We start from the raw sequence: 22,426 nt of genomic DNA, 5'->3' as shown, positions 1-22,426 counted from the left end.
CCTTAGGCAATTTTCAGTCAGTTTCGATATCGGGTGGTGCGTGTGGACAGGTTTCAGGAAATGAAGGTACTGCTCGCCGTGGCGGAAGCGGAGAGTTTTGCCGGGGGTGCCCGGTTGATGGACATGTCGCCGCCCAGCGTTACGCGCGTGATTGTCGGGCTGGAAAAGCGCCTGGGTACTCTGTTGTTGGCGCGCAGCACCCGCAGCCTGCGTTTGACCGAAGCGGGCCGACGCTACGTGGAGGACTGCAAACGCATTCTGCTGGATCTGGATGAAGCCGAAGAGCTGGCCACCGGCAGCAGCATTCGCGCGCGCGGCAACCTCACGGTCACGGCGCCGTTAATGTTTGGCGAGCTGTATCTGATTCCGCTGATTACCGAGTATCTGCACGCGCACCCGCAGGTGACCATCAACGCCCTGCTGCTGGACCGTCTGGTGAACATGGTGGATGAAGGCGCCGACGTGGCCATTCGCATCGGCCGTTTGCCGGACACCGGTTTGCAGGCCATCAAGGTGGGGCAGATTCGCCCGGTGATCTGCGCGGCGCCGGCCTTTCTCGATCGTTTTGGGCGGCCGACAAACCCCAAGGAGGCGCTGGCCGCGCCCATTGTCATGTCGTCTGCCAGCAGCCTGCTGACCGATTGGCAGTTCAACCTGCCGGAGGGCACCATGACCCTGCACCCCAAGCCCCGCCTTAAAGTGACCTCCAATCAGGCGGCGATCAATGCGGCGCGGCTTGGCTGGGGGCTCACGCGCGCGCTGTCGTATCAGGTGGCCGAGCTGGTGGCCAAGGGTGAGCTGGAAATTGTGCTGGGCGAATATGAAGCAGCTGCGCTGCCGGTGCATGTGCTGTATCAGGGCGGAGGGCGGGTGCCCGCCAAGGTGCGCACCTTTGTCGACTTTTGCGTGAGCCGGTTCCAGCAGGACCCGGCGCTGCAACAGGTCGGGAATATCTAGCCCGTGAGCCGCTACCGGGAGATGCAGGTGTTTGCCGCCGTGGCCCAGGCCGGCAGCCTGGCCGCGGCCGCGCGGCTGTTGGCGCTTTCCCCGGCGACCATCATGCGCACCGTTGCTGCGCTGGAAACGCGCCTGAACAACACCCTGCTGCTGCGCGGGCCACGCGGTGTTGAGCTGAGCCCGGCGGGCGACCGTTTTGCAGCCAGTTGCCGGCAGATTCTGGACCAGACCGAGACAGCCGAACGCTCCGCCAGCGGTGTGCATGCCAGCCCCGCCGGGCAGCTGAATGTCTCCTTGCCGCTGCTGATGGATCAGCAGGTGTTCATGCCCATTGCGCTGGACTATCTAGCGGCCTATCCGGAGGTGACGCTGCTTACCCGGGCCAGCGAAGGCGTACCCAATCTGCTGGAAGAAAATATTGATGTGGCCCTGGTGGTCGGGCATTTGCCCAACTCCTCCGGCTTCGCCATGCCGGTGGGCAAGGCCAGGCCGGTGGTGTGCGGCGCCCCCGCCTACCTGGCCAAGTGGGGTCGGCCGCAGACGCCGGAGGACCTCAAGGCGCACCGCAGCGTGCTGACTACCGTCGCCGGCGAGCAGAACGAATGGCGCTTTCGCGGCGAGCGTGGCAGCCGGGTGGTGAAGCCTGCGCCCGCACTCAGCTGTACCACCCTGGGCGGCGCCATTCATGCCGCCACCCTGGGGCTGGGGCTGATTCGCTGCATGAGTTATGAAGCACGCCATGAGCTGCAGAGCGGCCTGCTTGAAACCGTGCTGGATGATTTTGTCGATCAGCACCTGCCGGTGCATCTGATCTACCGCGACGGCCGGCGAGCCGCTGGACGGGTGCGCACATTCATCGATTTTGCGACGCCAAAGCTGCGCGCGCACCCCGCCTTTACCGACTGACCGCCCTCGGCAAAGGCGCTAGCGCGCCGGGGCTTTCTTTCAGAAAACGGAATTTTGCATTGCCCGGCGTGGTGATTCTGCTGGAACGCCAGCGGGTGCAGGATAGATCTACCAGCGCAGAGGCCACCGAACCGGCTTGATACCGCGCTGACTTCTGGCATCCACCACCTGACTTGCAAAAGGAGTTTCACCATGTCTCAGCCCGCTATCAAACTGTATCGTCACCCGCTTTCCGGCCACGCCCACCGCGTCGAACTGCTGCTCTCACTGCTCAAGGTGCCCACCGAACTGGTGTTTGTCGATCTGGCCAAGGGCGAGCATAAAAAACCCGAATTTCTGGCAATCAACGCCTTTGGCCAGGTACCGGTAATTGATGACAACGGCACCCGCCTCAGCGACTCCAATGCCATTCTGGTTTACCTGGCGAAGAAGTACGACCAAGGCAACTGGTTGCCGCAAGAGGCGCTGGCCGCAGCGCAGGTGCAACGCTGGCTGTCGGTATCTGCTGGTCAGCTCGCCTACGGCCCCGCCACTGCCCGCCTGATTACCGTGTTTGGCGCGGCCTTCAATGCCGAGGAAGTAATCAACCGCGCCCATGCCCTGCTGAAGGTGATGGAGGCCGAATTGGCTAGCGCGCCCTTCCTCGCCGGTGACAAGCCCACCATTGCCGACGTGGCCAACTACGCTTACACCGCGCATGCGCCGGAAGGCAATGTATCGCTGGATGAGTACCCGAATGTGCGCGCCTGGCTTGAGCGGATAGAAGCCCTGCCCGGCTTTGTGCCCATGCAGCAGACCGCTGCCGGCCTGCTGGCCGCCTGAGCCACGCAGTACCCCCTGGGCTGCCGGGCTTGCCGGTAGCTCTCTCAAGGAGCGCACTCCATGGATCATCTACCCAAGCACCGTCGCTCACCCTGGCACAGCGGGGAAAGGGCGCTGCAGGAAATCTATAGCGTGGCCGAACGGATGGAAGTGATAGGGCAGAAAGTGATTCGCAATCACATGCCCGATCAGCACCGCGAGTTCTACCAGCAACTGCCCTTTATGATCGTCGGTGCAGTCGATGCGCAGCAGCGGCCGTGGGCCACCTTGCTGGAAGGGCCGGAAGGCTTTGTCAGCTCCCTCGATCCGCAGCGCTTGCATCTGGCAGCGCAAGCCGACAGCCAGGACCCGGCGCACGCCGGCCTGCAAGCCGGCAATGCTATCGGGCTGCTGGGGATCGAGCTGCACACCCGGCGCCGCAACCGCGTCAACGGCGTGATCCAGAGCGCATCCGCTGCAGGCATCGGCCTCACGGTGGAACACTCCTACGGCAACTGCCCCAAATACATTCAGGCAAGGACCTACGCGTTCGCCACAGATCAACCCGGAGATCGCGCACCCTGCCAGGCGTTTGCCGGGCTGAATGCGCGCGCGACCGAGATGATTCGCGCGGCAGACACCTTCTTTGTCGCCAGCTATGTAGACCACGACCCGCAGACCCGCTCGGTGGATGTGTCGCACCGGGGCGGCCGCGCCGGTTTTGTGAAAGTGGATGGCAACAAGCTGACCATTCCCGATTACGCCGGCAACCTGTTCTTCAATACCCTGGGCAACCTGCAGGCCAATCCGGTCGCCGGGCTGCTGTTTGTCGATTTCAGCACTGGCGATGTGCTGCAGGTCACTGGCCACACCGAGCTGATTCTCGAGAGCCCGCTGATTCCTGCCTTCACTGCCGCCGAGCGTTTCTGGACAGTCGAGGTAGAGCAGATGGTGCTGCGTCCTGCGGCTACCGCGCTGCGCTGGGAACTTCACGACTACGCACCCACCAGCCTGGCCACCGGCAACTGGGCAGAGGCGGACGAGAATTGCGCCAGAGCGAGCAGCGCCGCCAGTGGCATCAATGGCGCGTCACGCAGGTACAGCAGGAGACCAGCGAGATCCGTTCGTTCACCCTGCAGCCGCAGGACGATGCGAAAATTGCCTTTGCGCCGGGGCAGCATGTGCCGGTACGTATAACGCCAAAGGGTGAAGACGCCGCGCTGATCCGCACCTACAGCGTGTCCAGCGCGCCGGCCGATAGGCGGATTCGCATCAGCGTCAAGGCGCAGGGGCCGGTCTCGCATCACCTGCACCAGCATGTGCAGGTGGGCGATCTCCTGGAGGTTCGCCCGCCCATGGGGAGTTTTACCCTGGTGCCAGACACGCAGCGCCCCGTGGTGCTGATCGGTGCCGGAGTGGGCATTACTCCGCTGCTCTCGATGTTCCGCGAGCTGGCGGCGCAGAATCAGCAGCATCAACAGCCGCGCCATATCCACCTGTTCCAGAGCGCCAGAACCCTGGCCTACCTGCCCTTTCATGCCGAGCTGCTGGCCTTGCAACAGCGCGACCCGGAGCGCCTGCATCTGCATCGCTCCTTGAGCGACCCAGACCCGGATGCCGTGGTGGGCCGAGACGTCGAGATCATTGGTCGGCTCGACTTTGCGCAGATCAAGGCGCGGCTGCCGCTGGATGACTATGACTTCTATCTGTGCGGTCCCGGCAGCTTTATTCAGGATATGTACGACGGCCTGCGCGGCCTGAATATTCCGGATGCGCGTATCCATGCCGAAGCCTTTGGCCCCTCGGCGCTGCAGCGTTTGATCGTCGAGCAGGCCGCTGCGCCAATACAGCTACCGCCCGCCAGCGGGCCGGTGCCGGTGTTTTTCTCCGCATCGGCCAAGGACGCACGCTGGACGCCGGACAGCGGCAGCCTGCTGGAACTGGCTGAAAGCCGTGGGCTGAACCCCGATTACAGTTGCCGGGGCGGCTCCTGCGGCACCTGTAAAACCCGTCTGGTGAGCGGCCAGGTGCATTACCCGAACCCACCCGCACAGCTGCCGGAGGCAGACAGTGTGCTGATCTGCTGCGCGGTCCCGGCAGAACAGGACGGCGGCGCGCAGCCTTTGGTGCTGGATATTTGAAACAGCTTTGGCGACACGAGCGGCCCCACAGGGCCGACTCTTTCACCCCTGAACAACCCTGCAATCGCAGGCTCACCGACCCTATGCAAACAACGGAGCGCCCAGCATGACTGACATTGAAAATCGACCGCCCCTGCCGCCCTTTACCCGCGAGTCTGCCGTGCTGAAGGTGCGCCTTGCCGAAGATGGCTGGAACAGCCGCGACGCGGCCAAGGTCGCCCTGGCCTATACCCCGGACACCCGCTGGCGCAACCGCGCGGAGTTTGCCACGAGCCGCGCCGAAGCACAGGCTTTTCTCGAGCGCAAGTGGAGCAAGGAGCTGGAGTACCGCTTGATCAAGGAGCTCTGGGCCTTTACCGACAACCGTATTGCCGTGCGCTATGCCTACGAATGGCATGACGACTCAGGCAACTGGTTTCGCTCCTACGGCAACGAGAATTGGGAGTTTGCCGAGAACGGCCTGATGGCTCACCGCTTTGCCTGCATCAACGATCTGCCCATCCAGGAATCCGAGCGCAAATTCCGCTGGCCGCTGGGGCGCCGCCCGGATGATCATCCGGGGCTGTCGCAGTTGGGTTTGTAGCCGCGCGGGGCACGCCATGCCGTGGTGTTTGCTGGCAGGCAAAAAAAAGCCGGGACGCGCGTCCCGGCTTTTCAGTTGCTGCTTGACCATCACTTGGCTTGCAGGAAGTCCAACAGATCCTGATTCAGTTGCTCCTTGTTGGTATCGGCCAGCCCGTGCGGCGCGCCCTCATACACGATCAGCTTGGCGTCCTTGACCAACGCGGCCGAAGCCTTGCGCAGTACAAGCTGCCAGGGAATACCTGGGATATAGCTGAAAACCCTGAACGATGAAAGGCCGATTTGGCCGCCGACCCTTGCCCCTTTATTCAGGAGTTGTCGACCCCGATATCCGGGACCAGCCGAACTTTAACCCGCTGACCTAGCGCTCGCGCTGCACTGGTCAAGGTGGCAATAGTCATTCCTGGATCATTTTGGTCGAGAACTCGATCTACTGCCGTGCGAGTGGTATACATACGTTCAGCCAGGGCCTTTTTCGTCACTTTCTGTAATCGCATTGCTTCACTGATTTGCCAGGCGATGACGCGCTTCAGCGCCGCAGCCGAAACCTCTTCACCGAGACCTTGCTCGGCAAGAAAGTCGTCTAAATCGGAACCAATATGGCGATTCATAAAATTATGCCTCTATAGAACTGATCGGTGCCGTTTTTCGGTAGCCAGATCGGACGCAGGTGTTTTCTGGCTCTTCTTGATGAAGCCGTGAAGCAAATCCATAGCGTTGCCGTGACAACGCGCGCAGCCGAATAATCATCAATTTTCAGCGCGCCCCTCATTCTCGCGATCACGCTCATAACCTTTCATCCTGGCAAACGCAGGCAGCCAGGGCATGCGTCGGCAGGTCCAGACCTCATAGGTTGGCACCAGCTGGTCACCCTGCTCCAAAACGCCCAGGTGCACTTCTATCTCGTCATTGCTGCGTGCAAACACCGATGAGCCGCAGCGCGGGCAGAAGTGGCGGCCCTGGTAATGACGGGTTTCACCTTCGATGATAACGGCGCTCTGCGGAAACACGGCGGCAGCATAGAAGAGCGCGCCGTGATGTTTGCGACAATCCTGGCAGTGGCAGATGCCCACCCGGTAGGGCTGGCCACTGGCTTTCAGCTGCACATCGCCGCAGAGGCAACTGCCGGTAAAGGTGCAGGAGCTGTTCATTGGATCACTCACCACGCCGAAGCCAGCGAAATCGGCATGCGCAGCGGCGCTATCACGCCATTGCGCACGCCGCACATTTCATCGTGCACCACATGCTGCACCAGCACGCAGGGTGGCGGTGGCGTGCCTCTCGGCAATTCGCGCAGCAGGTCACGCAGGTGCGTGCTGGAGCGCAGGTGCATGGCTTTGCCGCGCTCATCCTGCAAGGTACGACATTGCTCTGCCAGATGTGCACGCAGCAGGTAGATACCACCCTCCAGCGAGAGCAACTCCAACTCGCGGATTTTGCCTTGCGTCGCCAGGTGCAGCAGTTCTTTCAGCTTCATGTGCCTTACCTCGTATGCAGCCAAGCGGCTGTGGCTTACCAGGGCAAGCGCTCGCCCTGGTAGGAAAAGAAGCCACCACTGTCCTGCGCGCTGCTTTGATCTATGACTCTCAACAACTCTGCGGCGGCCTGGGCGGCGGGTCGGGCGTTCGCAGCGCCGCGAAAGGGTTCGGACAGCTTTGACACCACAGTGCCCGGATGCAGGCTTAGCAGGCGCGCTTTCGGTCGCTGGCGGGCGTGTTCGATGGCGGCGGTCTTGAGCAGCATGTTGAGCGCGGCCTTGGAGGCGCGGTAGGCATACCAGCCGCCAAGGCGATTGTCTTCAATGCTGCCCACCTTGGCGGATAGCACGGCCATGGCGCCGCTGGCGTCCAGCAGTGGCAGAAAGTGCCGCAGCACCAGCGCCGGGCCCAGACTGTTGATTTGAAAGACCCGCTGTAGAGCGTCCGCCTCTATGGCAGCCAAAGACTTTTCCGGCGCAATGCAGGGCGCATGCAGTATACCGGTAGCCAATAGAATCAGCTGATAGGGCCCCTGGTCGGCCAGGGCCTGAGCAGCTGCTGCGATGCTTGGCGGGTCGGTCAGATCAAGCGCGGGCAGAGTATGGCGGCTCAATTCAGTGACTTGAGCGCAGCCGGTATCACTGCGCAGTTGCGCGCAGAACGCCTGCCCCAGCGCTCCGCTGCTGCCGATCACCAGTGCGCGGTAATTTGCGCCAAAGGATTGCAGACGCAGGGCTGAGTGGTTGCTGTCTGGCGGGGCTGTCACGGCGGCGGTCCTTGGTTGGTGCAAGCGGCAGTCAAGCACCTGGCGGGCTTTGCCTTAACTTACCCCCTTGCCTGCGCACAATCCAGCGCCCGACTACCCGGCCCGGCACGCTGCCATCATCGAGCTGGCGATCCGCGCGTTACGGGGCTGCGCCTGGCGCCGGGATGATGGAGATCTTGCCGTCTTTCTCCAGAATGGCGTATTTGATCTGATCGAGCCGCTCGAGCCCGTGCGAATGCCGCGCTGCCTCCAGCACGTCGCCGCCATCTATGCGGGCCTTCCTGGCACGCGCAGCAATCAGCCGACCCTGCTCGACAATGATGATGGGCTGGCCGTCAGTGATTTTCGCCAAAGCGGGAAAGTGCCGTTTGACCAGCGACAGGCCGATATCGATCAGCACCAGGGTAATGATCACCAGCACGGCGTTGGTAACGGAAAAGTCGTCGCCCAGCAGCGCCTGCTGGGTGGCCTCGCCGATGATCAGCAGCAACACCAGATCGAAGGTGGTGATTTCCGAGAGGGTGCGGCGCCCGGCCAGTTGGAAGATGACCAGAACGACCAGATAGATGGCGGCGGCGCGAAGTATGGAGTCCATTGGCGTGCCTCAGGGGTAGACGAACTGAGTGAAGGAAAGCCGCTGATCGGCCCGGCCGATGGTCGTTCTAGCCAAGCCTGGCCGGGTTGGCCGCGCCGACAGATAGATAACCGCCAGCTGTCCCGGCGCGGTATTGAAGGTCATGCGCTGCCCGGCGGCATAGTTCTGCGTTTCGCTGGGCTGAGGGTTGAGATTCTCCAGCGAAAAGCGCTCGAAGAACTGACCTTCGACACTGATATTCACCTGGCCAGCGGCGTCACCCCGGGCGCTGATCTTCAATTGGGTTGACGCGCCGCTGCGCTCGAAACGGCCATATTCGACCTGCAGGTTGTTATCCGAGGCGACCACGCGGGCGGTACTGAGCACGCCGGTACCAAACAGGCCGAGCAATGCGGCGATGGTAACCAGGCAGAGCCCACACCAACCTGCACGCTCGATCAGCCACTGCCGACGCTGCAGCTGCATGTTCTCTTCTACCGGGTAGGAACGGTTGGCAAAGTCGTCTTTGCTGCTCATCGCCCTCTCGCGTGCGGGCTGACCCGCTGTGTCTTATCGTTCAGCGCAGGCAGCACCGCTGCCGGCCATAAGCATTTGGAGCGGCGGTATAACGGTTCGGTTCAGGCAATCTGCTCTGGCGCCCGGCAGCCGCGCTGCGGCAGGCCGGGCAGATAGGGTCGTTACAGAAAAGGAGCTGGTCGGCTAGACCTGAAAACGCGTCGCGGCAAAGCGGTTGAGCAGCAGATGCATGAGGTAGACCGCGATCAACGACAGGGTGACCGCAATGGCCAGCGACCAGAAACGGTAAAGATCGCTGTAGAACAGATCCTGCCGCGGCGAGAGGTATTGGCCAAACAGGATAGCCATGGTGGTGAGTGCAGCCATGCCGGCGCCGGTGCCACCTTCCAGCAGATGAATACGGGCAAAGAGCATCAGGCAGACCCAGAGCCCCACCGCAACAAAGGGCAGCACGTCGAAGTGATCCATGAGTACAAATTGCACCACCAATCCCAGGTTACAGCCCACCAGGGTGCCCAGGGCGCGGTTCCAGCCGGCCGGTCCGGCGCCGCGCCAGTTCAGCGGAAACAGCACCAGAATGCTGGCCACCTGGGCCGACAAACCGCTCTGCAGATTGAACACCTGAAACACCATGAACGACAGGGTAGCCACTGTGGTAGCCAGAATCACCTCGTGGCGCTGATTGGTGATGGGCTTGGCCGGCATCTGGCGCGGCTGGCGCGGCGCCACATCGCCAAATACCACTTGCATCAGCATGGCGATAAACAGGGTGGTGAACACCGAGACGATGTTGGAAGCGACTATGTCGCCAATATCTGCCGTGGGATAGCTGGCGAAGTGCAGCTGCATCGACATATTCACCACCGACATGGCGCCAAACAGGAAGTTGGTGCCGCTGCTCATCTGCCTGAACAGCAGTGCAAACATGGCCGCGACCAGAATGGTCATGGGCACCGGCTTGTCGCCAAACAGGCCCTGCACGACCAGCACCGCAAAACTGACCATCAACATGTTGGCAAGAAACTGGCGCATCACATGGGCGTTGAGCTTGGGCACCATGGCGAGCAGCAGAATCGGCTGCACGACAAAAAAGGCGCCGTAGTTCCAGCCCATCAGCTTGCACAGCAAAAACCCCAGCATGCCGCCAAAGGCGATGCGCAGGCACTGGCGCAGGTCGTTGGCGTCCAGTTGGGTCTTGCTCATCAGCAGTATGGGTCTCATGGCGGCCTCAGTACACGTAGTGCATCAGGCTGACCATGCGGATCTGCAGGCCGCCAAGCAGCCTGGCCGGGCCGCCGACCGGATACAGCTGCACCGTGGCGCGCGATCCTGAAGGTAACTGCGAGAGTACTTCCGATTGCTCCAGTTGCAGATGAATTCGCTGGCGCTGCGCATCGCGCACCCAGCGGTCGGAGGTTTCCGGCGCCGCCAGACTGCCATCGGGCAGCAACTGACCCTGCTGGGTGCCGGCATCCACAGCGGTTACCCGGGCGGCGAATACCTGGCCGGGCAAGGCATCAAATACTACGGCGGCGGACTCCCCACTGTCCATGTGCACCAGCGACTTCTCGCGGAAATCGGCAATCACATCGGCCTCGTCGCTGACCAGCGCCGCCAACGAGCTGCCGACCGTGGCATAGGTGCCGGGTTTGAGCTGCATATTGGAGACCACCCCATCGGTCTGTGCGCGTACCTGGGTGTAGCTGAGATTGAGTTCGGCGCGCTCCAGATCATTGCGCGCCTGACGCAGACGCAAGTTGTCTTCATCGGTCAGACCGCGCTGCACGCGCAACTGTTCGGCCCGAGCCTTGGCGCTGGCCAGGCTGGATTGTGCTGCCTGATAGTTGGCCTGGGTCTGCTCGTACAGCTGCCGTGATACGTTCTGCTGCGCTACCAGGGTGGCCAGGCGCTTGTGCTCGCGTGCCAGCTCGTTGAGCTGCACCTGGGCCGAGCTCACCTCTGCCTCGGCCGCCGCCAGCGACGCGTCGTAACCGCTGTTGTCGCGCTCGGCGGCTTCCAGCGCCAGTTGCGTCTGTTGCACCGCCAGTTCATAGGGACGCGGGTCTATGCTGAACAGCACTTCACCGGCGGCGACGTGCTGATTGTTGCTCACGTACACATCCACTACCTGGCCGCTGACCTGCGGCGCAATGCGGATGACCGGATGCATGACGCGCGATTGCGGGGTCAGCGGCATCCACAGGTCGGCCGCCAGAAAGTAGCCGAACGCCAGCGCAAAAAGTATCAGGGCCACGCGCACCCAGCGCGCAAATAGCTGATCGGGTGTCATTCACTTGTCTCCTGCTGATTGCCCAGTAGTACCCGCACATTGTGCTCCATACTCAGTAGTACCTCGGCAAAGGCATCCAGCTGCTGATGCGACAGGCCGCGGTAGATATCTTCACGGACTTGCGCAATGTGTACCTCCAGCAGCCTTACCTGCTCACGCCCCTGGGCGGTAAACCACAGGCAATGCACGCGGCGGTCGGCTTCATCACGGCGGCGCTCGATCAGCTGCTGCTCTTCCAACTGGTTGAGCGTGCGCGTAAGCGACGGCATCTCGATGGCCAGTTCGGTGGCCAGGGCCTGCTGGGTGCAGCCCTCGCCCACCTTGTCCAGATGCATGAGCACCGCCCAGCGAGCCTCGGTAATGCCCAGCTCACCCACCGTCTGGTTGATGGCGCTGCGCCACAGCCGATGCACGCGGCCCAGCGCCGCGCCCATGGAGGGCTTGAGGGTTTCGTGCAGATAAACGTTCGACTGCTTGGGCGTGCTCATGTGCTGCTCCGGCTGGTGCCTGGCGAAAAAGGTCAAAGGCCATTTTATTAGTTAGCCTGCTAAGCACAATTCTACGCCGGATAATTTATTTAGCAAGCTAAGCTTATCCGCCCTAATGCAACACTGCGTGGCCTGCATGCAACGATTGCCGGGAAAAAGGCTGGCAGCATGACGGCGGAACGCTCAATGCGCCGCGACGATGCGCTGTTGCGGCGCCTCGGATTTGGTTAGAGTCTGGGTATTCATTCCGGCGCAGGGCGCCGGCTTACTTCTTTTTCTGCGAGCGCTCCATGTCCTATATCGAAGAATCACTCTCCAGTGGCGAAGCCGTTCACAAGATTTTTCACCTGCACTGGTTCGCCAAGGTGCCCATGTACATCTGGATTCTGCTCGGCATTCCGACGCTGGGGATTACCTGGCTAGTCGCGATCTACGAGTACTTTCGGCTACGCTCGATCGAGCAGGGCGTGACCAACAAGCGGGTGATTCTGAAGAAGGGCATCATCAGCCGACAGACCGAAGAAATGAAGCTGACCTCCATCGAGACCGTGGAGATCGAGCAGAGCGTGTGGGGCCGCATGTTCGGTTACGGTACGGTCAAGCTGACCGGCCGCGGCATCAGCGATGTGACCTTCAAGAACATTGATGACCCCATGGCGGTCAAGCGCGAGATCGAGGGCGTGAGCAACCCGGTGGCCTGAGCATCTGGCAGGCGATCACAGCAGGAAGATGGTCGCCAGCCCAAGAAAGGCAAGAAAGCCGATCACGTCGGTCACCGTGGTCAGGATCACGCTGCCGGCCAGCGCCGGATCAATCCCCAGGCGGCGCAGCAACAGCGGGATCATCAGGCCCGACAGCGCGGCGCAGAGCAGGTTGAGCAGAATGGCGGCGCCGATAATGGCGCCGATCTGCCAACTCTTGAACCAGAGAATCGCCAGGGCAGCGACCACCGCCGCCCACAGCAGTCCGTTCAAAAAGCCGATACCCAGCTCCTTGCCCAGCAGCAGGCGCGCGTTCCCGCCTTCCACCTGCCCCAGCGCCAACCCGCGAATGACCAGTGTGAGTGTCTGGCTGCCGGCGATGCCGCCCATGCTGGCAACGATCGGCATGAGCACGGCGAGCGCCACAATCTGCTCCAGCGTGCCCTGAAACAGCCCTATCACCCAGGCCGCGAGGAATGCGGTCACCAGGTTGATGCCCAGCCAAACGGCGCGGCGCCGGGCGCTGGTGAGCACAGGCGCAAACATGTCGGCCTCATCGTTCAGACCGGCCATGCTCATCATCGCGCGCTCGGAGTCTTCGCGGATGATGTCCATCACGTCATCCACCGTGATACGGCCGAGCAGCACGTCGTTATCGTCCACCACCGCGGCGGAAAGGATATCGAGGTCTTCAAAGCGCCGCGCCACTTCGCTGCTGGAGAGCGATACGTCGAGGGCCTTGAACTCGGCATCCATCACGTCGCCCACCTGCGCCTCCGGCGGGCTGGTGACCAGCCGGCTGAGACGCAGCACACCCTGATAGCGATTCTTGCGGTCGACCACCATGACCTTGTCGGTGTGGTCCGGCAGGTCTTCGAGCAGGCGCAGATAGCGCAATACCGAGCCCACGCGCACATCGGCGCGTACCGACAGGTGGTCGGTGTTCATCAGGCCGCCGGCGGAATCCTCCGGGTACGACAGCATCGACAGCAGCTGCTGCCGCTTGCGCACGTCCATGGCCTGCAGCAGGTGCCGACCGTTGCCGGCGGGCAGATCCTGAATCAGGTCGACCAGGTCATCCAGATCGAGCTTCTGCGCCGCGGCGGCCAGCTCGTCCTCGTCCATTTCCAGCGCCAGGCGGGCGCGCACTTCTTCGTGCAGGTGCACCAGTATCTTGCCGGCGCGCTCGGCGTCGAGCATGTCCCACACGCTGCTGCGCTCATCCGGTGGCAGCGCTTCGAGCAGGCCGGCGGCCTTGGCCGGGTGCATCTGCCTGAATGCCTTGCCTACACGCTTGAATTTGCCGGCCTCCAGCGCGTCGCGCACGCGGGCGATCTGGGTGGTGGCGCCGTGATCGTCGTCGTCATCAAGATCGTCGACCAGATCGTCATCCTGCGGGTCACGTTGCAGCGCAGCGGCCATCTGTATATCCAGGTGACGCAGAACCTGCTCTTCGGTGTTGTCGTCCACCTGCTGCCAGGCCGCCTGACGCTGCTCGGGGTCGAGCGCTTCCAGCACGCTGGCTACCTTGCCCGGATGCATCGCGCGCAGCAGCTTGCGCACACGCTTGCGCTTGCCCTTGGCGAGCGCCTCGGCAATGGCATCGAGCTCGGTATGTATGGCGTGGCTGTCGGCTTCGCTCATCGGCGCGCACTACTCCTGTGGCTGAATCGGACAACGAACAGTCAAGGCCCCGCGCGCTGCTGGCCCCTGCTGGGCGAACGGCTGGTAACGGCCGGAGCCGTCGGGTGGCTGGTGCTGTTACAGATGCATCCTAATGTACCCTTGGCAGACGCTGCGCACCAGAACAGGGTCACCTTAACCAGCGCAGCAGACCGGTTTCTCCTGCAAAGGCCGGGGCCCATCCCGGCCAAGGGTGATGCAGCTAACGACAGGCCCGAGCGAAGCACGCTTGCGGCCGGCAAATAAATCGCCCTTGCACACACAAACCACATCAAGCGCACAAATCGCGTCTCCAGACTGGCGACATTACCAATCCAGGTGGAACACAGGGAGACGCAACATGAAGTATCTGATCGGATGGATAGTGCTGGTTACCAGCCTGCTGGGCCAGGCAGCCTTTGCCAACGAGTCTGAAGAGCCGGGCACGGGGCTGTTTCTGCTGCGCAGCGACGCGGAATCGGCCTGGCAGCCAGCGCTGCTGCTGAACACCGAGATGGATGTGCAGGTGAGCGGGCCGATTGCCGAAGTGCGCATCCGGCAGACCTTCAGCAACCCCGGCGGCGCCTTTGCCGAGGGGCAGTATGTGTTGCCGGTCAGCGAGCAGGCGGCAGTGCACGCGATGACGCTGGACATCGGCGAGCGGCGCATCGAAGGTGCCATCCATGAGCGCGAACAGGCGCGCAAGATCTATCAGCAGGCAAAGGAGAACGGGCAGCGCAGCGGCCTGGTGGAGCAAAGCAGGCCCAACTTGTTCCGCACCTCGGTGGCCAACATCGGTGCCGGCGAAACCATCAGCGTGACCCTGAAATACACCGAGCTGCTGCAGCCCGACGCCACCCGCTTCAGCCTGCGCCTGCCGCTGACCATGACCCCGCGCTTCGTGCCCGCACCGCCGGCCTCGGACAACCCGCAACAAGCCCCTGCGCCACGCCCCGCCGGGCCAGAAGGCCCTATAGTGACAGCCACAGGTAACGATTCCACCTCGCACCAGGCGCAGATCAACCTCTATCTGGATTCCGGCATGGAGCTGGCGCAGGTACGCAGCCCCAGCCACGCCATAGAAACGAACTACGACGGCCATGGCTACCTCATAGCTCTGCAGAGCAACCCGGTGCCCATGGACCGCGACTTTGTGCTCGAATGGCAACTGCCCGCCGAAGTCGGCAATCAGGCGGCGCTGTTCAGCGAGGCGGTGGGCGATGGTTACTACGCGCTGCTGATGCTGTCGCCGGCGGCCACCGCCGCTAGCGAAGAGCGCCAACCGCGTGAAGTCTTTCTGATACTCGACACCTCCGGCTCCATGCAGGGCGAGCGCATCCGCCAGGCGCGCCGCAGCGTGGTCTATGCGCTGGAGCGTCTGCAGCCGGAAGACCGCTTCAACGTGCTGGAATTCAACAGCGAGTACAGCATGCTGTTCCGCGAACCGCAGCAGGCCAGCGCCGACAATCTGCACGAAGCCCGGCGCTGGGTGCAGGGTCTGCCGGCCAGCGGCGGCACCGAAATGCTGCCGGTACTGCGCGAGGCCCTGACCCAACCCAACGAGCCCGGTTACCTGCGCCAGCTGATCTTTATCACCGACGGTTCGGTGAGCAACGAGCGCGACGTGCTGCAGATGATCCATCAACGGCTGCGTCAGGCGCGGGTGTTTACCGTGGGTATTGGTGCTGCGCCCAACAACTATCTGCTGCGCAAGGCAGCAGAAGTAGGGCGCGGCCAGTTCACCGCCATCAACGATGCCGAAGGCGTGGGCGAATCGATGAACCGCCTGTTCGAAAAACTCGAATCCCCGGTGCTGACCCACCTGGCACTGCAACTGCCGCCCGGCATCGAGGCAGAAACCTGGCCGCAGAAACTGCCCGACCTGTACGCCGGTCAGCCTCTGGTAGTAGCGATGAAGCTCAATCGCCTGCCCGAGGAAATCACCTTGACCGGGCAGCAACCCGAGCCCTGGCAGCAGCGCCTGGTACTGCCCGAGCAGCAAGACAGCGAAGGTGTCGCAAGGCTGTGGGCGCAGCGCAAGATAGACGCCATGATGGACAAGCTGAATGCCGGGGCCGGCGATGATGAAGTCCGCGATCTGGTGTTACCGGTGGCTCTGGAGCACCAGTTGATGAGCAAGTACACCAGCTTTGTGGCGCTCGAGCCGGTGCCCGCGCGCAGCGCCGAAGAACCGCTGCACAGCCAGCAGGTGCCCAATCTCAATCCGGTGGATCACCGCGCCTATCCGCAAACCTCGCTGGGACTGGCCGGCCTCTGGCGTCTGGCGCTGGCATTGCTGCTGGCCGCCATGCTGGTGCTGTTCTGACGCCGCCCGGCGCACTGGAACAACGGCCATGCGTAAGCTGATTGCAGCGGTGCTGCTGCTCGGTGCCCTGGGCGTTGCGGGCCAGGGGCTCTGGCTACAGGCCAAGGCGCAGGTGGCACAATGGCTGATCGCCCACGCCTGGGATCAGCAACTGGCCAGCGGCGAGGCGGCCAAGCCCTGGGCCTGGGCCGATACCTGGCCGGTGGCGCGGCTGACCGGGCCCAACGGCGAGCAGAGTTACGTGCTCGCCGGCATGAGCGGCCAGGCGCTGGCCTTCGGTCCCGGCCAACTGGATAACGGCGTGCAGCCGGGCGATGCCGGCACCCTGGTGCTGGCTGGGCATCAGGACAGCCACTTCGCCTTTGTCGAGCATCTCAAGGTCGGCGAGGTGCTGGAACTGCAAGGCGCCGACGGGCGCGAGTATCGCTACCGTATCGCCAGCCAGCGCGTAGTCGACAGCAGGACGGAGAACATCGAGCTACAGTACCAACGCGGCGAACTGCGTCTGGTGACCTGCTATCCATTTGCCGCGCTCACCAGCGGCGGCCCGCAGCGCTATGTGGTCACCGCTTGGTTGGAGCCTGCCGCATGATTGCGCTGGCACTGCAGAAACCGCCACAATCGGTGGATCAGTCAAGCAAAGAGCGGCCCATGGGCGACAGGATATTGATCATCGAGGACGAACCGGCGATTGCCGATGCGCTGCTGTACGCACTGGCCACCGAAGGCTTTGAAACCCAGTGGTGCGCGCTGGCCCGCGACGGCATGAGCTGGTTGCGGGAGAATCCAGTCGACCTGCTGGTGCTGGACGTGGGCCTGCCGGATGAAAGCGGCTTTGAGCTGTGCCGCCGCATTCGCCAGTTCTCCACGGTGCCCATCATGTTTCTGACCGCACGCAAGGAAGAGGTCGACCGCATTGTGGGGCTGGAAATCGGTGCCGACGACTACGTGGTCAAGCCGTTCAGCCCGCGGGAGATTTCCGCTCGGGTGCGTGCGATCTTGCGCCGTACCCGCAGCGAACCACCACAACAGGGCAACGAGCGCGGCAGCGAAGAAACTCCGCTGTTTCTGCATGACAGCGAACGCCGACGCATCCGCTATCAGCAGCAATGGCTGGACCTGACCCGCTATGAATACCTGATTCTCAGCGCCCTGCTGCGCCACCCCGAGCACGTGCTGAGCCGCGATCAGTTGATGGATGCCGCCTGGGACGATCCCGGCGCCAGCCTTGACCGTGCGGTGGACACGCACATCAAGGGCATCCGCACCAAGCTCAAACGCATCACCCCCACGCTGGACCCCATCATTACCCACCGTGGCCTCGGCTACAGCATTGATATGCAAGCCGCCGAGGCGCAACCGTGACGCTCAGCAACCGGCTGCTGATCGCCTGGTTCCTGATTGCCGGGCTCGCTACGGTGCTGTTTCTCAGCAGCATTCTCAACCAGGTGCCCTCCTCGGTGCGCCAGGCCAGCGAAGAGGTACTGGTCGACAGCGCCAATCTGCTGGCCGAAGTGGCCGAGCTACATTGGCAGCAGGGCTTCGCCGCCGGCAGCCCCTTCAGCCAGGCGGTGGAACGCTACCGCGCGCGCCAGCTGGACGCGCAGATCTGGTCGCGGCACAAAACGCGCAGCGAACTGGTGATCTATCTGACCGATGAAACCGGCACTGTGCTTTACCACAGCGACCCCACCGAAACCGGCGCGGACTATTCCCGTTGGCGCGATGTATCCCTGACCCTGCAGGGCGAGTACGGCGCACGCACCACGCGGATTGATCCCGAGGACGAAAGCAGCAGCTTCATGTACATCGCCGCGCCGGTGTATCAGGGCGAGCAACTGGCCGGCGTACTCACACTGGGCAAACCCAACGCCAGCCTGCATCCGTTCATTACCCTAGCGCACGGTTATTTCTGGCAGCGTGGCGGCATCATTCTGCTCGGCGCCCTGCTGCTGGGCGCCGGTATGTCGTACTGGCTGACGCGCTCGGTGCGCCGCCTGGTGGATTATGTGGAGCGCGCGCGCAACGGCGAACGCGTCAGCCCGCCCAAGCTGGCTGACCGTGAGCTGGCGCGCCTGGCGCGTGCCACCGAAGCCATGCGCCGCGAGATCGACGGCAAGGCCTATGTAGAGCAGTACGTGCATACCCTGACCCACGAGATGAAGTCGCCGCTCTCGGCCATTCGCGGCGCCGCCGAACTGCTGCAGGAAGCCAACGTACCCGAACCCATGCGCAGCCGTTTCCTGGCCAATATCGACAGCGAATCCGAACGCCTGCAGCGGCTGGTCGATCGCTTGCTGTCCCTGGCCGGGGTGGAAAAGCTGCAACATCTGGAGCAGGCCGAAACCCTGAATCTGGCTAATCTGGTGGCCGGCGAACTGGAGGCCAAAAGGCCGCTGGCGCAGAAGAAGCACCTGGAGCTGAATTTTGTGCAGAGGGGTAACACCCAGGTACGGGGCGACGCCTTTCTGCTGGAACAGGCGATCAGCAATCTACTGGATAACGCCATCGAGTTCAGTCTGGCGGGCGGGCAGGTGATGGTGAGTCTGGAGGCAGAGCAGGAGCCGCTGCGCCTGCGCATTGGCAATGACGGGCCGGCGGTGCCGGATTATGCCTTGAACCGCGTGTTTGAACGTTTCTATTCACTGCCGCGCCCGGACGGCCAGCGCAAGAGTACCGGCCTGGGCCTGAGTTTTGTCAGCGAGGTAGCCAAGCTGCACCACGGTCAGGTGCAGCTGAACAACCGCGAAGGCGGTGGCGTGGAGGCAATCCTGAGCCTGGCCAGAGACAGCCTACTGCCAGCCGAGGAAGGCTCCACGGCTGGCAGTCGCTAACCCCATAACTCAGTCTTCGTAGGACTCGATCGGCGGGCATGCGCAGAACAGGTTGCGGTCGCCGTAGACGTTGTCGATGCGGTTCACACTCGGCCAGAACTTGTTCGCCGCGACCCATGCCTGCGGGAACACCGCCTCTTCACGGCTGTAGCCGCGCTGCCAGTCACCGGTGATGTCGGCCAGGGTGTGCGGCGCGTTGTGCAGCGGGTTGTCTTCCGCGCTCCACTCACCGTGCTCGACCTTGCGGATTTCGGCGCGGATGGTCAGCATGGCATCAACGAAGCGGTCCAGCTCGGCCTTGGATTCGCTCTCGGTCGGCTCGATCATCAGCGTGCCCGCCACCGGGAAGGACATGGTCGGGGCGTGGAAGCCAAAGTCCATCAGGCGCTTGGCAACGTCTTCCTCGGTGATGCCGGAAGCGGCCTTGAGCGGACGGATGTCGATGATGCACTCGTGCGCCACGCGCCCGTTGCGACCGCTGTACAGCACCGGATAGGCATCGCCCAGGCGCTTGGCCAGATAGTTGGCGTTGAGAATGGCTACGGCGGTGGCCTGGCGCAGACCGATGGCGCCCATCAGCGCGATATAGGTCCAGCTGATCGGCAAAATGCTGGCACTGCCCCAGGGCGCGGCACTGACGGCGCCGTTTTCCGGGTTGGGACCGTCCAGCGGCACGACCGGGTGGTTGGCCACAAAGGGCGCCAGATGCGCCTTGACGCCAATCGGGCCCATGCCCGGGCCGCCGCCGCCGTGCGGAATGCAGAAGGTCTTGTGCAGGTTCATGTGCGACACATCGGCGCCGATGTCCGCCGGCCGGGTCAGGCCCACCTGTGCGTTCAGGTTGGCGCCGTCCATGTACACCTGGCCGCCGTGCTGATGAATGATCTCGCAGATCTCGCGGATACCTTCCTCGTAAACGCCGTGGGTCGATGGGTAGGTGATCATCAGGCACGACAGCTTGTCGGCGTTGTCTTCAGCCTTCTGACGCAGGTCGGCCACATCGACGTTGCCCTTGTCGTCACAGCTCACCAGCACGACGCGCATGCTGGCCATCATTGCCGAGGCCGGGTTGGTGCCGTGGGCAGACGTCGGAATCAGGCAGACATCGCGGTGCGCGTCGCCGTTGGCTTCATGGAACTTGCGGATCGCCAGCAGGCCGGCGTACTCGCCCTGCGCGCCGGAGTTGGGCTGCATGCAGATGGCATCGAAGCCGGTAATGTCGCGCAGCATGGCTTCCAGCTCGTCGATCATCTGCTTGTAGCCTTCGGCCTGCGCCAGCGGCACGAACGGATGCAACTGGCCAAACTCCGGCCAGGTGATGGGAATCATCTCGGTGGTGGCGTTGAGCTTCATGGTGCAGGAGCCCAGCGGGATCATCGCGTGGTTGAGCGCCAGGTCCTTGTTCTCCAGCGACTTGATGTAGCGCAGCATCTCGGTTTCCGAGTGATAGCTGTTGAAGACCGGGTGCGTGAGGTACTCAGATGTACGGCGCAGCGCGGCCGGAATGCCTTGCTCGGTGCCGGCTACCTGAGCGTCCAGCGCGGCTATGGTCTGGCCGTGCGCATCGCCGGCAAACACCGCCAGCAGCGTCTCGACGCTGGCACGGGTGCTGGTTTCATCCAGGCTGACGCCCACGGCATCGGCATCGATCAGGCGCAGGTTGATGCGCGCGGCGCGAGCACGCTCGACGATCTCGCCTGCCTTGCCCGGTACCTTCAGGGTCAGGGTGTCGAAAAAGTACTGGTTGCAGCGCTCGATGCCGGCGGTCTGCAGCCCGGCGGCGAGGATGGCGGTCAGGCGCTGCACGCGCTCGGCAATGGTCTTGAGTCCCTGCGGGCCATGATAAACGGCGTAGAAGCTGGCGATGTTGGCCAGCAATACCTGCGCAGTACAGATGTTGGAGTTGGCCTTCTCGCGGCGGATGTGCTGCTCGCGGGTCTGCAGCGCCATGCGCAGGGCGCGGTTGCCACGGGTATCAACCGACACGCCGATGATACGGCCGGGCATGGCGCGCTTGTAGGCGTCGCGAGTGGCGAAGAAGGCAGCGTGCGGTCCGCCGTAGCCCATGGGCACACCAAAGCGCTGGGCCGAGCCGAAGACCACATCGGCGCCCAGCTCACCGGGCGGCGTCAGCAGCGTCAGTGCCAGCAGGTCGGCCGAGACGCAGGCCAGGCCTTTCTGCCCCTGCACCTGTTCGATCAGCGGCTTGAGATCACGGATTTCGCCCCAGGTCGTCGGATACTGGAAGAGCGCACCGAACACGTCGTGCTCGCTCAGATTGCTGACGTCATCCACTACCAGATCAAAGCCGAAGGCCTCGGCGCGGGTGCGCACCACGGAGATGGTCTGCGGGTGGCAATCTTCGTCCACAAAGAACAGGTTGCTCTTGCTCTTGGCCACGCGCTTGGCCAGCGCCATGGCCTCGGCAGCGGCGGTGGCTTCGTCCAGCAGCGAGGCACTGGCCAGCTCCATGCCGGTCAGGTCGATGGTCACTTGCTGGAAGTTCAGCAGCGATTCCAGACGGCCCTGGGCAATTTCCGGCTGGTATGGCGTGTAGGCGGTGTACCAACCGGGATTTTCCAGCACGTTACGCAGAATGACCGTGGGCGTGAGGGTGCCGTGGTAGCCCATGCCGATGCAGGAAGTAAACACCTGATTGCGCGAAGCGATCTGCTTCAGGTAGCTCAGCACCTCGGCTTCGCTGCGCGGTGCGCCCAGCTCCAGCAGCTCATTGCGCAGAATGCTCTGCGGCACAGTCTGACCGACCAGATCTTCCAGCGAGGCGGCGCCCAGGGTGTCGAGCATGGCTTGCTGCTCGGCGGCGTCCGGGCCGATATGCCGACGGATGAAGTCGTCGGTCTGTTCCAGGTCGGTGAGGCTGACTGAGTTACTCATGAGTGGTTACCTGCAAGGACGAATGATGCAAAAGAAGGAAAGCAAAAAGCCCCGACGCGAATCAGGGCTTTTACTGCAGCGGGAAAAACGCCGGATCAGATGGCAGCGCCGTAGGCGTCGGCATCCAGCAGCTTGTCCAGTTCGCTGACGTCGCTGGGCTTGATCTTGAAGAACCAGGCTTCGCCGTAGGGCGCGCTGTTGACCAGCTCGGGGGAATCGGACAGCGCTTCGTTGACGGCAATGACTTCGCCGCTGATGGGTGCGTAGATATCGGAGGCGGCCTTGACCGATTCCACCACGGCGCACTCTTCGCCGGCGCTTACCTGACGGCCCACGTCGGGGCATTCAACGAAGACCACATCGCCCAGCAGGTCCTGGGCGTGGTCGGTAATGCCCACGGTGACGGTGCCGTCGGCTTCCAGACGGGACCATTCGTGACTGGCGGCGTAACGCAGATCGGCAGGAATATTGCTCATTGGACTGTCCTC

General features: G+C 62.9%; 21 protein-coding genes and 2 pseudogenes. 10 read left to right on the top strand and 13 right to left on the bottom strand.

Going from position 1 to position 22,426, the window contains the following annotated elements; translation table 11 throughout:
- The first annotated feature begins 60 nt into the window (after positions 1–60).
- The 5 genes and pseudogenes from V7756_RS01525 to V7756_RS01505 all read left to right on the top strand — a co-directional run bounded on the left by V7756_RS01525 (position 61) and on the right by V7756_RS01505 (position 5,388).
- Positions 61–957 carry a LysR family transcriptional regulator gene (locus V7756_RS01525; protein WP_335608399.1) on the top strand — a complete coding sequence of 299 codons (897 nt, stop codon included), beginning with the start codon at positions 61–63 and terminating at the stop codon, positions 955–957.
- Positions 958–960: 3 nt separating this feature from the next.
- The gene (locus V7756_RS01520) at positions 961–1,863 is read left to right on the top strand and encodes a LysR substrate-binding domain-containing protein (protein ID WP_335608398.1); all 903 of its coding nucleotides are present in this window, start codon (positions 961–963) and stop codon (positions 1,861–1,863) included.
- A gap of 192 nt (positions 1,864–2,055) precedes the next feature.
- Positions 2,056–2,685: a glutathione S-transferase family protein gene (locus tag V7756_RS01515; protein ID WP_335608397.1), complete on the top strand. Its 630-nt coding sequence runs from the start codon at positions 2,056–2,058 to the stop codon at positions 2,683–2,685.
- A 60-nt stretch (positions 2,686–2,745) separates the two neighbouring features.
- A pseudogene (locus tag V7756_RS01510) lies at positions 2,746–4,805 on the top strand (pyridoxamine 5'-phosphate oxidase family protein).
- 106 nt (positions 4,806–4,911) lie between these two features.
- A complete protein-coding gene (locus V7756_RS01505) occupies positions 4,912–5,388 on the top strand; it encodes a nuclear transport factor 2 family protein (protein WP_335608396.1) in 477 nt (158 codons plus the stop codon).
- 89 nt (positions 5,389–5,477) lie between these two features.
- Here V7756_RS01505 and V7756_RS01500 read toward each other — a convergent pair.
- The 10 genes and pseudogenes from V7756_RS01500 to V7756_RS01455 form a co-directional block, all read right to left on the bottom strand.
- Positions 5,478–5,603, bottom strand: a pseudogene (locus V7756_RS01500) (alpha/beta fold hydrolase); the annotation flags it as partial.
- Between the two features lie 92 nt (positions 5,604–5,695).
- Complete coding sequence (locus V7756_RS01495; protein ID WP_335608395.1) at positions 5,696–5,998, bottom strand: Fis family transcriptional regulator; 303 nt, start codon at positions 5,996–5,998, stop codon at positions 5,696–5,698.
- A gap of 138 nt (positions 5,999–6,136) precedes the next feature.
- The gene (locus V7756_RS01490; protein WP_335608394.1) at positions 6,137–6,538 is read right to left on the bottom strand and encodes a GFA family protein; all 402 of its coding nucleotides are present in this window, start codon (positions 6,536–6,538) and stop codon (positions 6,137–6,139) included.
- Between the two features lie 8 nt (positions 6,539–6,546).
- On the bottom strand, positions 6,547–6,864 hold the full coding sequence (locus tag V7756_RS01485) for a DUF6482 family protein (RefSeq protein WP_335608393.1): 318 nt from the start codon (positions 6,862–6,864) through the stop codon (positions 6,547–6,549).
- A gap of 35 nt (positions 6,865–6,899) precedes the next feature.
- Positions 6,900–7,631, bottom strand: a complete 732-nt coding sequence (locus V7756_RS01480) for an SDR family oxidoreductase (RefSeq protein ID WP_335608392.1) — start codon at positions 7,629–7,631, stop codon at positions 6,900–6,902.
- Positions 7,632–7,770: 139 nt separating this feature from the next.
- Positions 7,771–8,226 carry a DUF421 domain-containing protein gene (locus V7756_RS01475; protein ID WP_335608391.1) on the bottom strand — a complete coding sequence of 152 codons (456 nt, stop codon included), beginning with the start codon at positions 8,224–8,226 and terminating at the stop codon, positions 7,771–7,773.
- Between the two features lie 9 nt (positions 8,227–8,235).
- Positions 8,236–8,742: a hypothetical protein gene (locus V7756_RS01470; RefSeq protein ID WP_335608390.1), complete on the bottom strand. Its 507-nt coding sequence runs from the start codon at positions 8,740–8,742 to the stop codon at positions 8,236–8,238.
- A 183-nt stretch (positions 8,743–8,925) separates the two neighbouring features.
- Positions 8,926–9,963 carry a DUF2955 domain-containing protein gene (locus tag V7756_RS01465; protein WP_335608389.1) on the bottom strand — a complete coding sequence of 346 codons (1,038 nt, stop codon included), beginning with the start codon at positions 9,961–9,963 and terminating at the stop codon, positions 8,926–8,928.
- Between the two features lie 7 nt (positions 9,964–9,970).
- Complete coding sequence (locus V7756_RS01460) at positions 9,971–11,032, bottom strand: HlyD family secretion protein (protein WP_335608388.1); 1,062 nt, start codon at positions 11,030–11,032, stop codon at positions 9,971–9,973.
- Positions 11,029–11,520 (bottom strand): MarR family transcriptional regulator, encoded by a 492-nt coding sequence (locus V7756_RS01455; RefSeq protein ID WP_335608387.1) that lies wholly within the window; start codon positions 11,518–11,520, stop codon positions 11,029–11,031. Before V7756_RS01455 ends, V7756_RS01460 begins: the two co-directional genes overlap by 4 nt.
- Before the next feature lie 290 nt (positions 11,521–11,810).
- Here V7756_RS01455 and V7756_RS01450 point away from each other — a divergent pair, with 290 nt between their 5' ends.
- A complete protein-coding gene (locus tag V7756_RS01450) occupies positions 11,811–12,221 on the top strand; it encodes a PH domain-containing protein (RefSeq protein ID WP_335608386.1) in 411 nt (136 codons plus the stop codon).
- A gap of 15 nt (positions 12,222–12,236) precedes the next feature.
- Here the strand turns inward: V7756_RS01450 and mgtE are convergent, their stop codons facing one another.
- Positions 12,237–13,865, bottom strand: coding sequence for a magnesium transporter (gene mgtE / locus V7756_RS01445; RefSeq protein ID WP_335608385.1), 1,629 nt, complete (start codon positions 13,863–13,865; stop codon positions 12,237–12,239).
- Between the two features lie 379 nt (positions 13,866–14,244).
- Here mgtE and V7756_RS01440 point away from each other — a divergent pair, with 379 nt between their 5' ends.
- Genes V7756_RS01440 through creC form a run of 4 tightly spaced genes read left to right on the top strand, consistent with a single transcriptional unit; the run spans position 14,245 to position 19,043 of the window.
- Positions 14,245–16,209 (top strand): marine proteobacterial sortase target protein, encoded by a 1,965-nt coding sequence (locus V7756_RS01440; RefSeq protein ID WP_335608384.1) that lies wholly within the window; start codon positions 14,245–14,247, stop codon positions 16,207–16,209.
- A gap of 28 nt (positions 16,210–16,237) precedes the next feature.
- Positions 16,238–16,801, top strand: a complete 564-nt coding sequence (locus V7756_RS01435) for a class GN sortase (protein ID WP_335608383.1) — start codon at positions 16,238–16,240, stop codon at positions 16,799–16,801.
- Between the two features lie 59 nt (positions 16,802–16,860).
- Positions 16,861–17,574: a two-component system response regulator CreB gene (creB, locus tag V7756_RS01430; protein WP_335608382.1), complete on the top strand. Its 714-nt coding sequence runs from the start codon at positions 16,861–16,863 to the stop codon at positions 17,572–17,574.
- Positions 17,571–19,043 carry a two-component system sensor histidine kinase CreC gene (creC, locus tag V7756_RS01425; RefSeq protein WP_335608381.1) on the top strand — a complete coding sequence of 491 codons (1,473 nt, stop codon included), beginning with the start codon at positions 17,571–17,573 and terminating at the stop codon, positions 19,041–19,043. The genes creB and creC overlap by 4 nt, the downstream gene beginning before the upstream one ends.
- Before the next feature lie 9 nt (positions 19,044–19,052).
- On the opposite strand, the gene gcvP is transcribed toward creC, so the two are convergent.
- Complete coding sequence (gcvP, locus tag V7756_RS01420; RefSeq protein WP_335608380.1) at positions 19,053–21,938, bottom strand: aminomethyl-transferring glycine dehydrogenase; 2,886 nt, start codon at positions 21,936–21,938, stop codon at positions 19,053–19,055.
- Between the two features lie 95 nt (positions 21,939–22,033).
- Positions 22,034–22,414, bottom strand: a complete 381-nt coding sequence (gcvH, locus tag V7756_RS01415) for a glycine cleavage system protein GcvH (protein ID WP_335608379.1) — start codon at positions 22,412–22,414, stop codon at positions 22,034–22,036.
- Positions 22,415–22,426 lie beyond the last annotated feature (12 nt).

It is taken from the genome of Halopseudomonas sp., assembly GCF_036961105.1.
GTDB lineage: Bacteria > Pseudomonadota > Gammaproteobacteria > Pseudomonadales > Pseudomonadaceae > Halopseudomonas.
The sequence above is the reverse complement of the archived record's forward strand: the minus strand, read 5'-3'. Positions and strand labels throughout refer to the sequence as shown.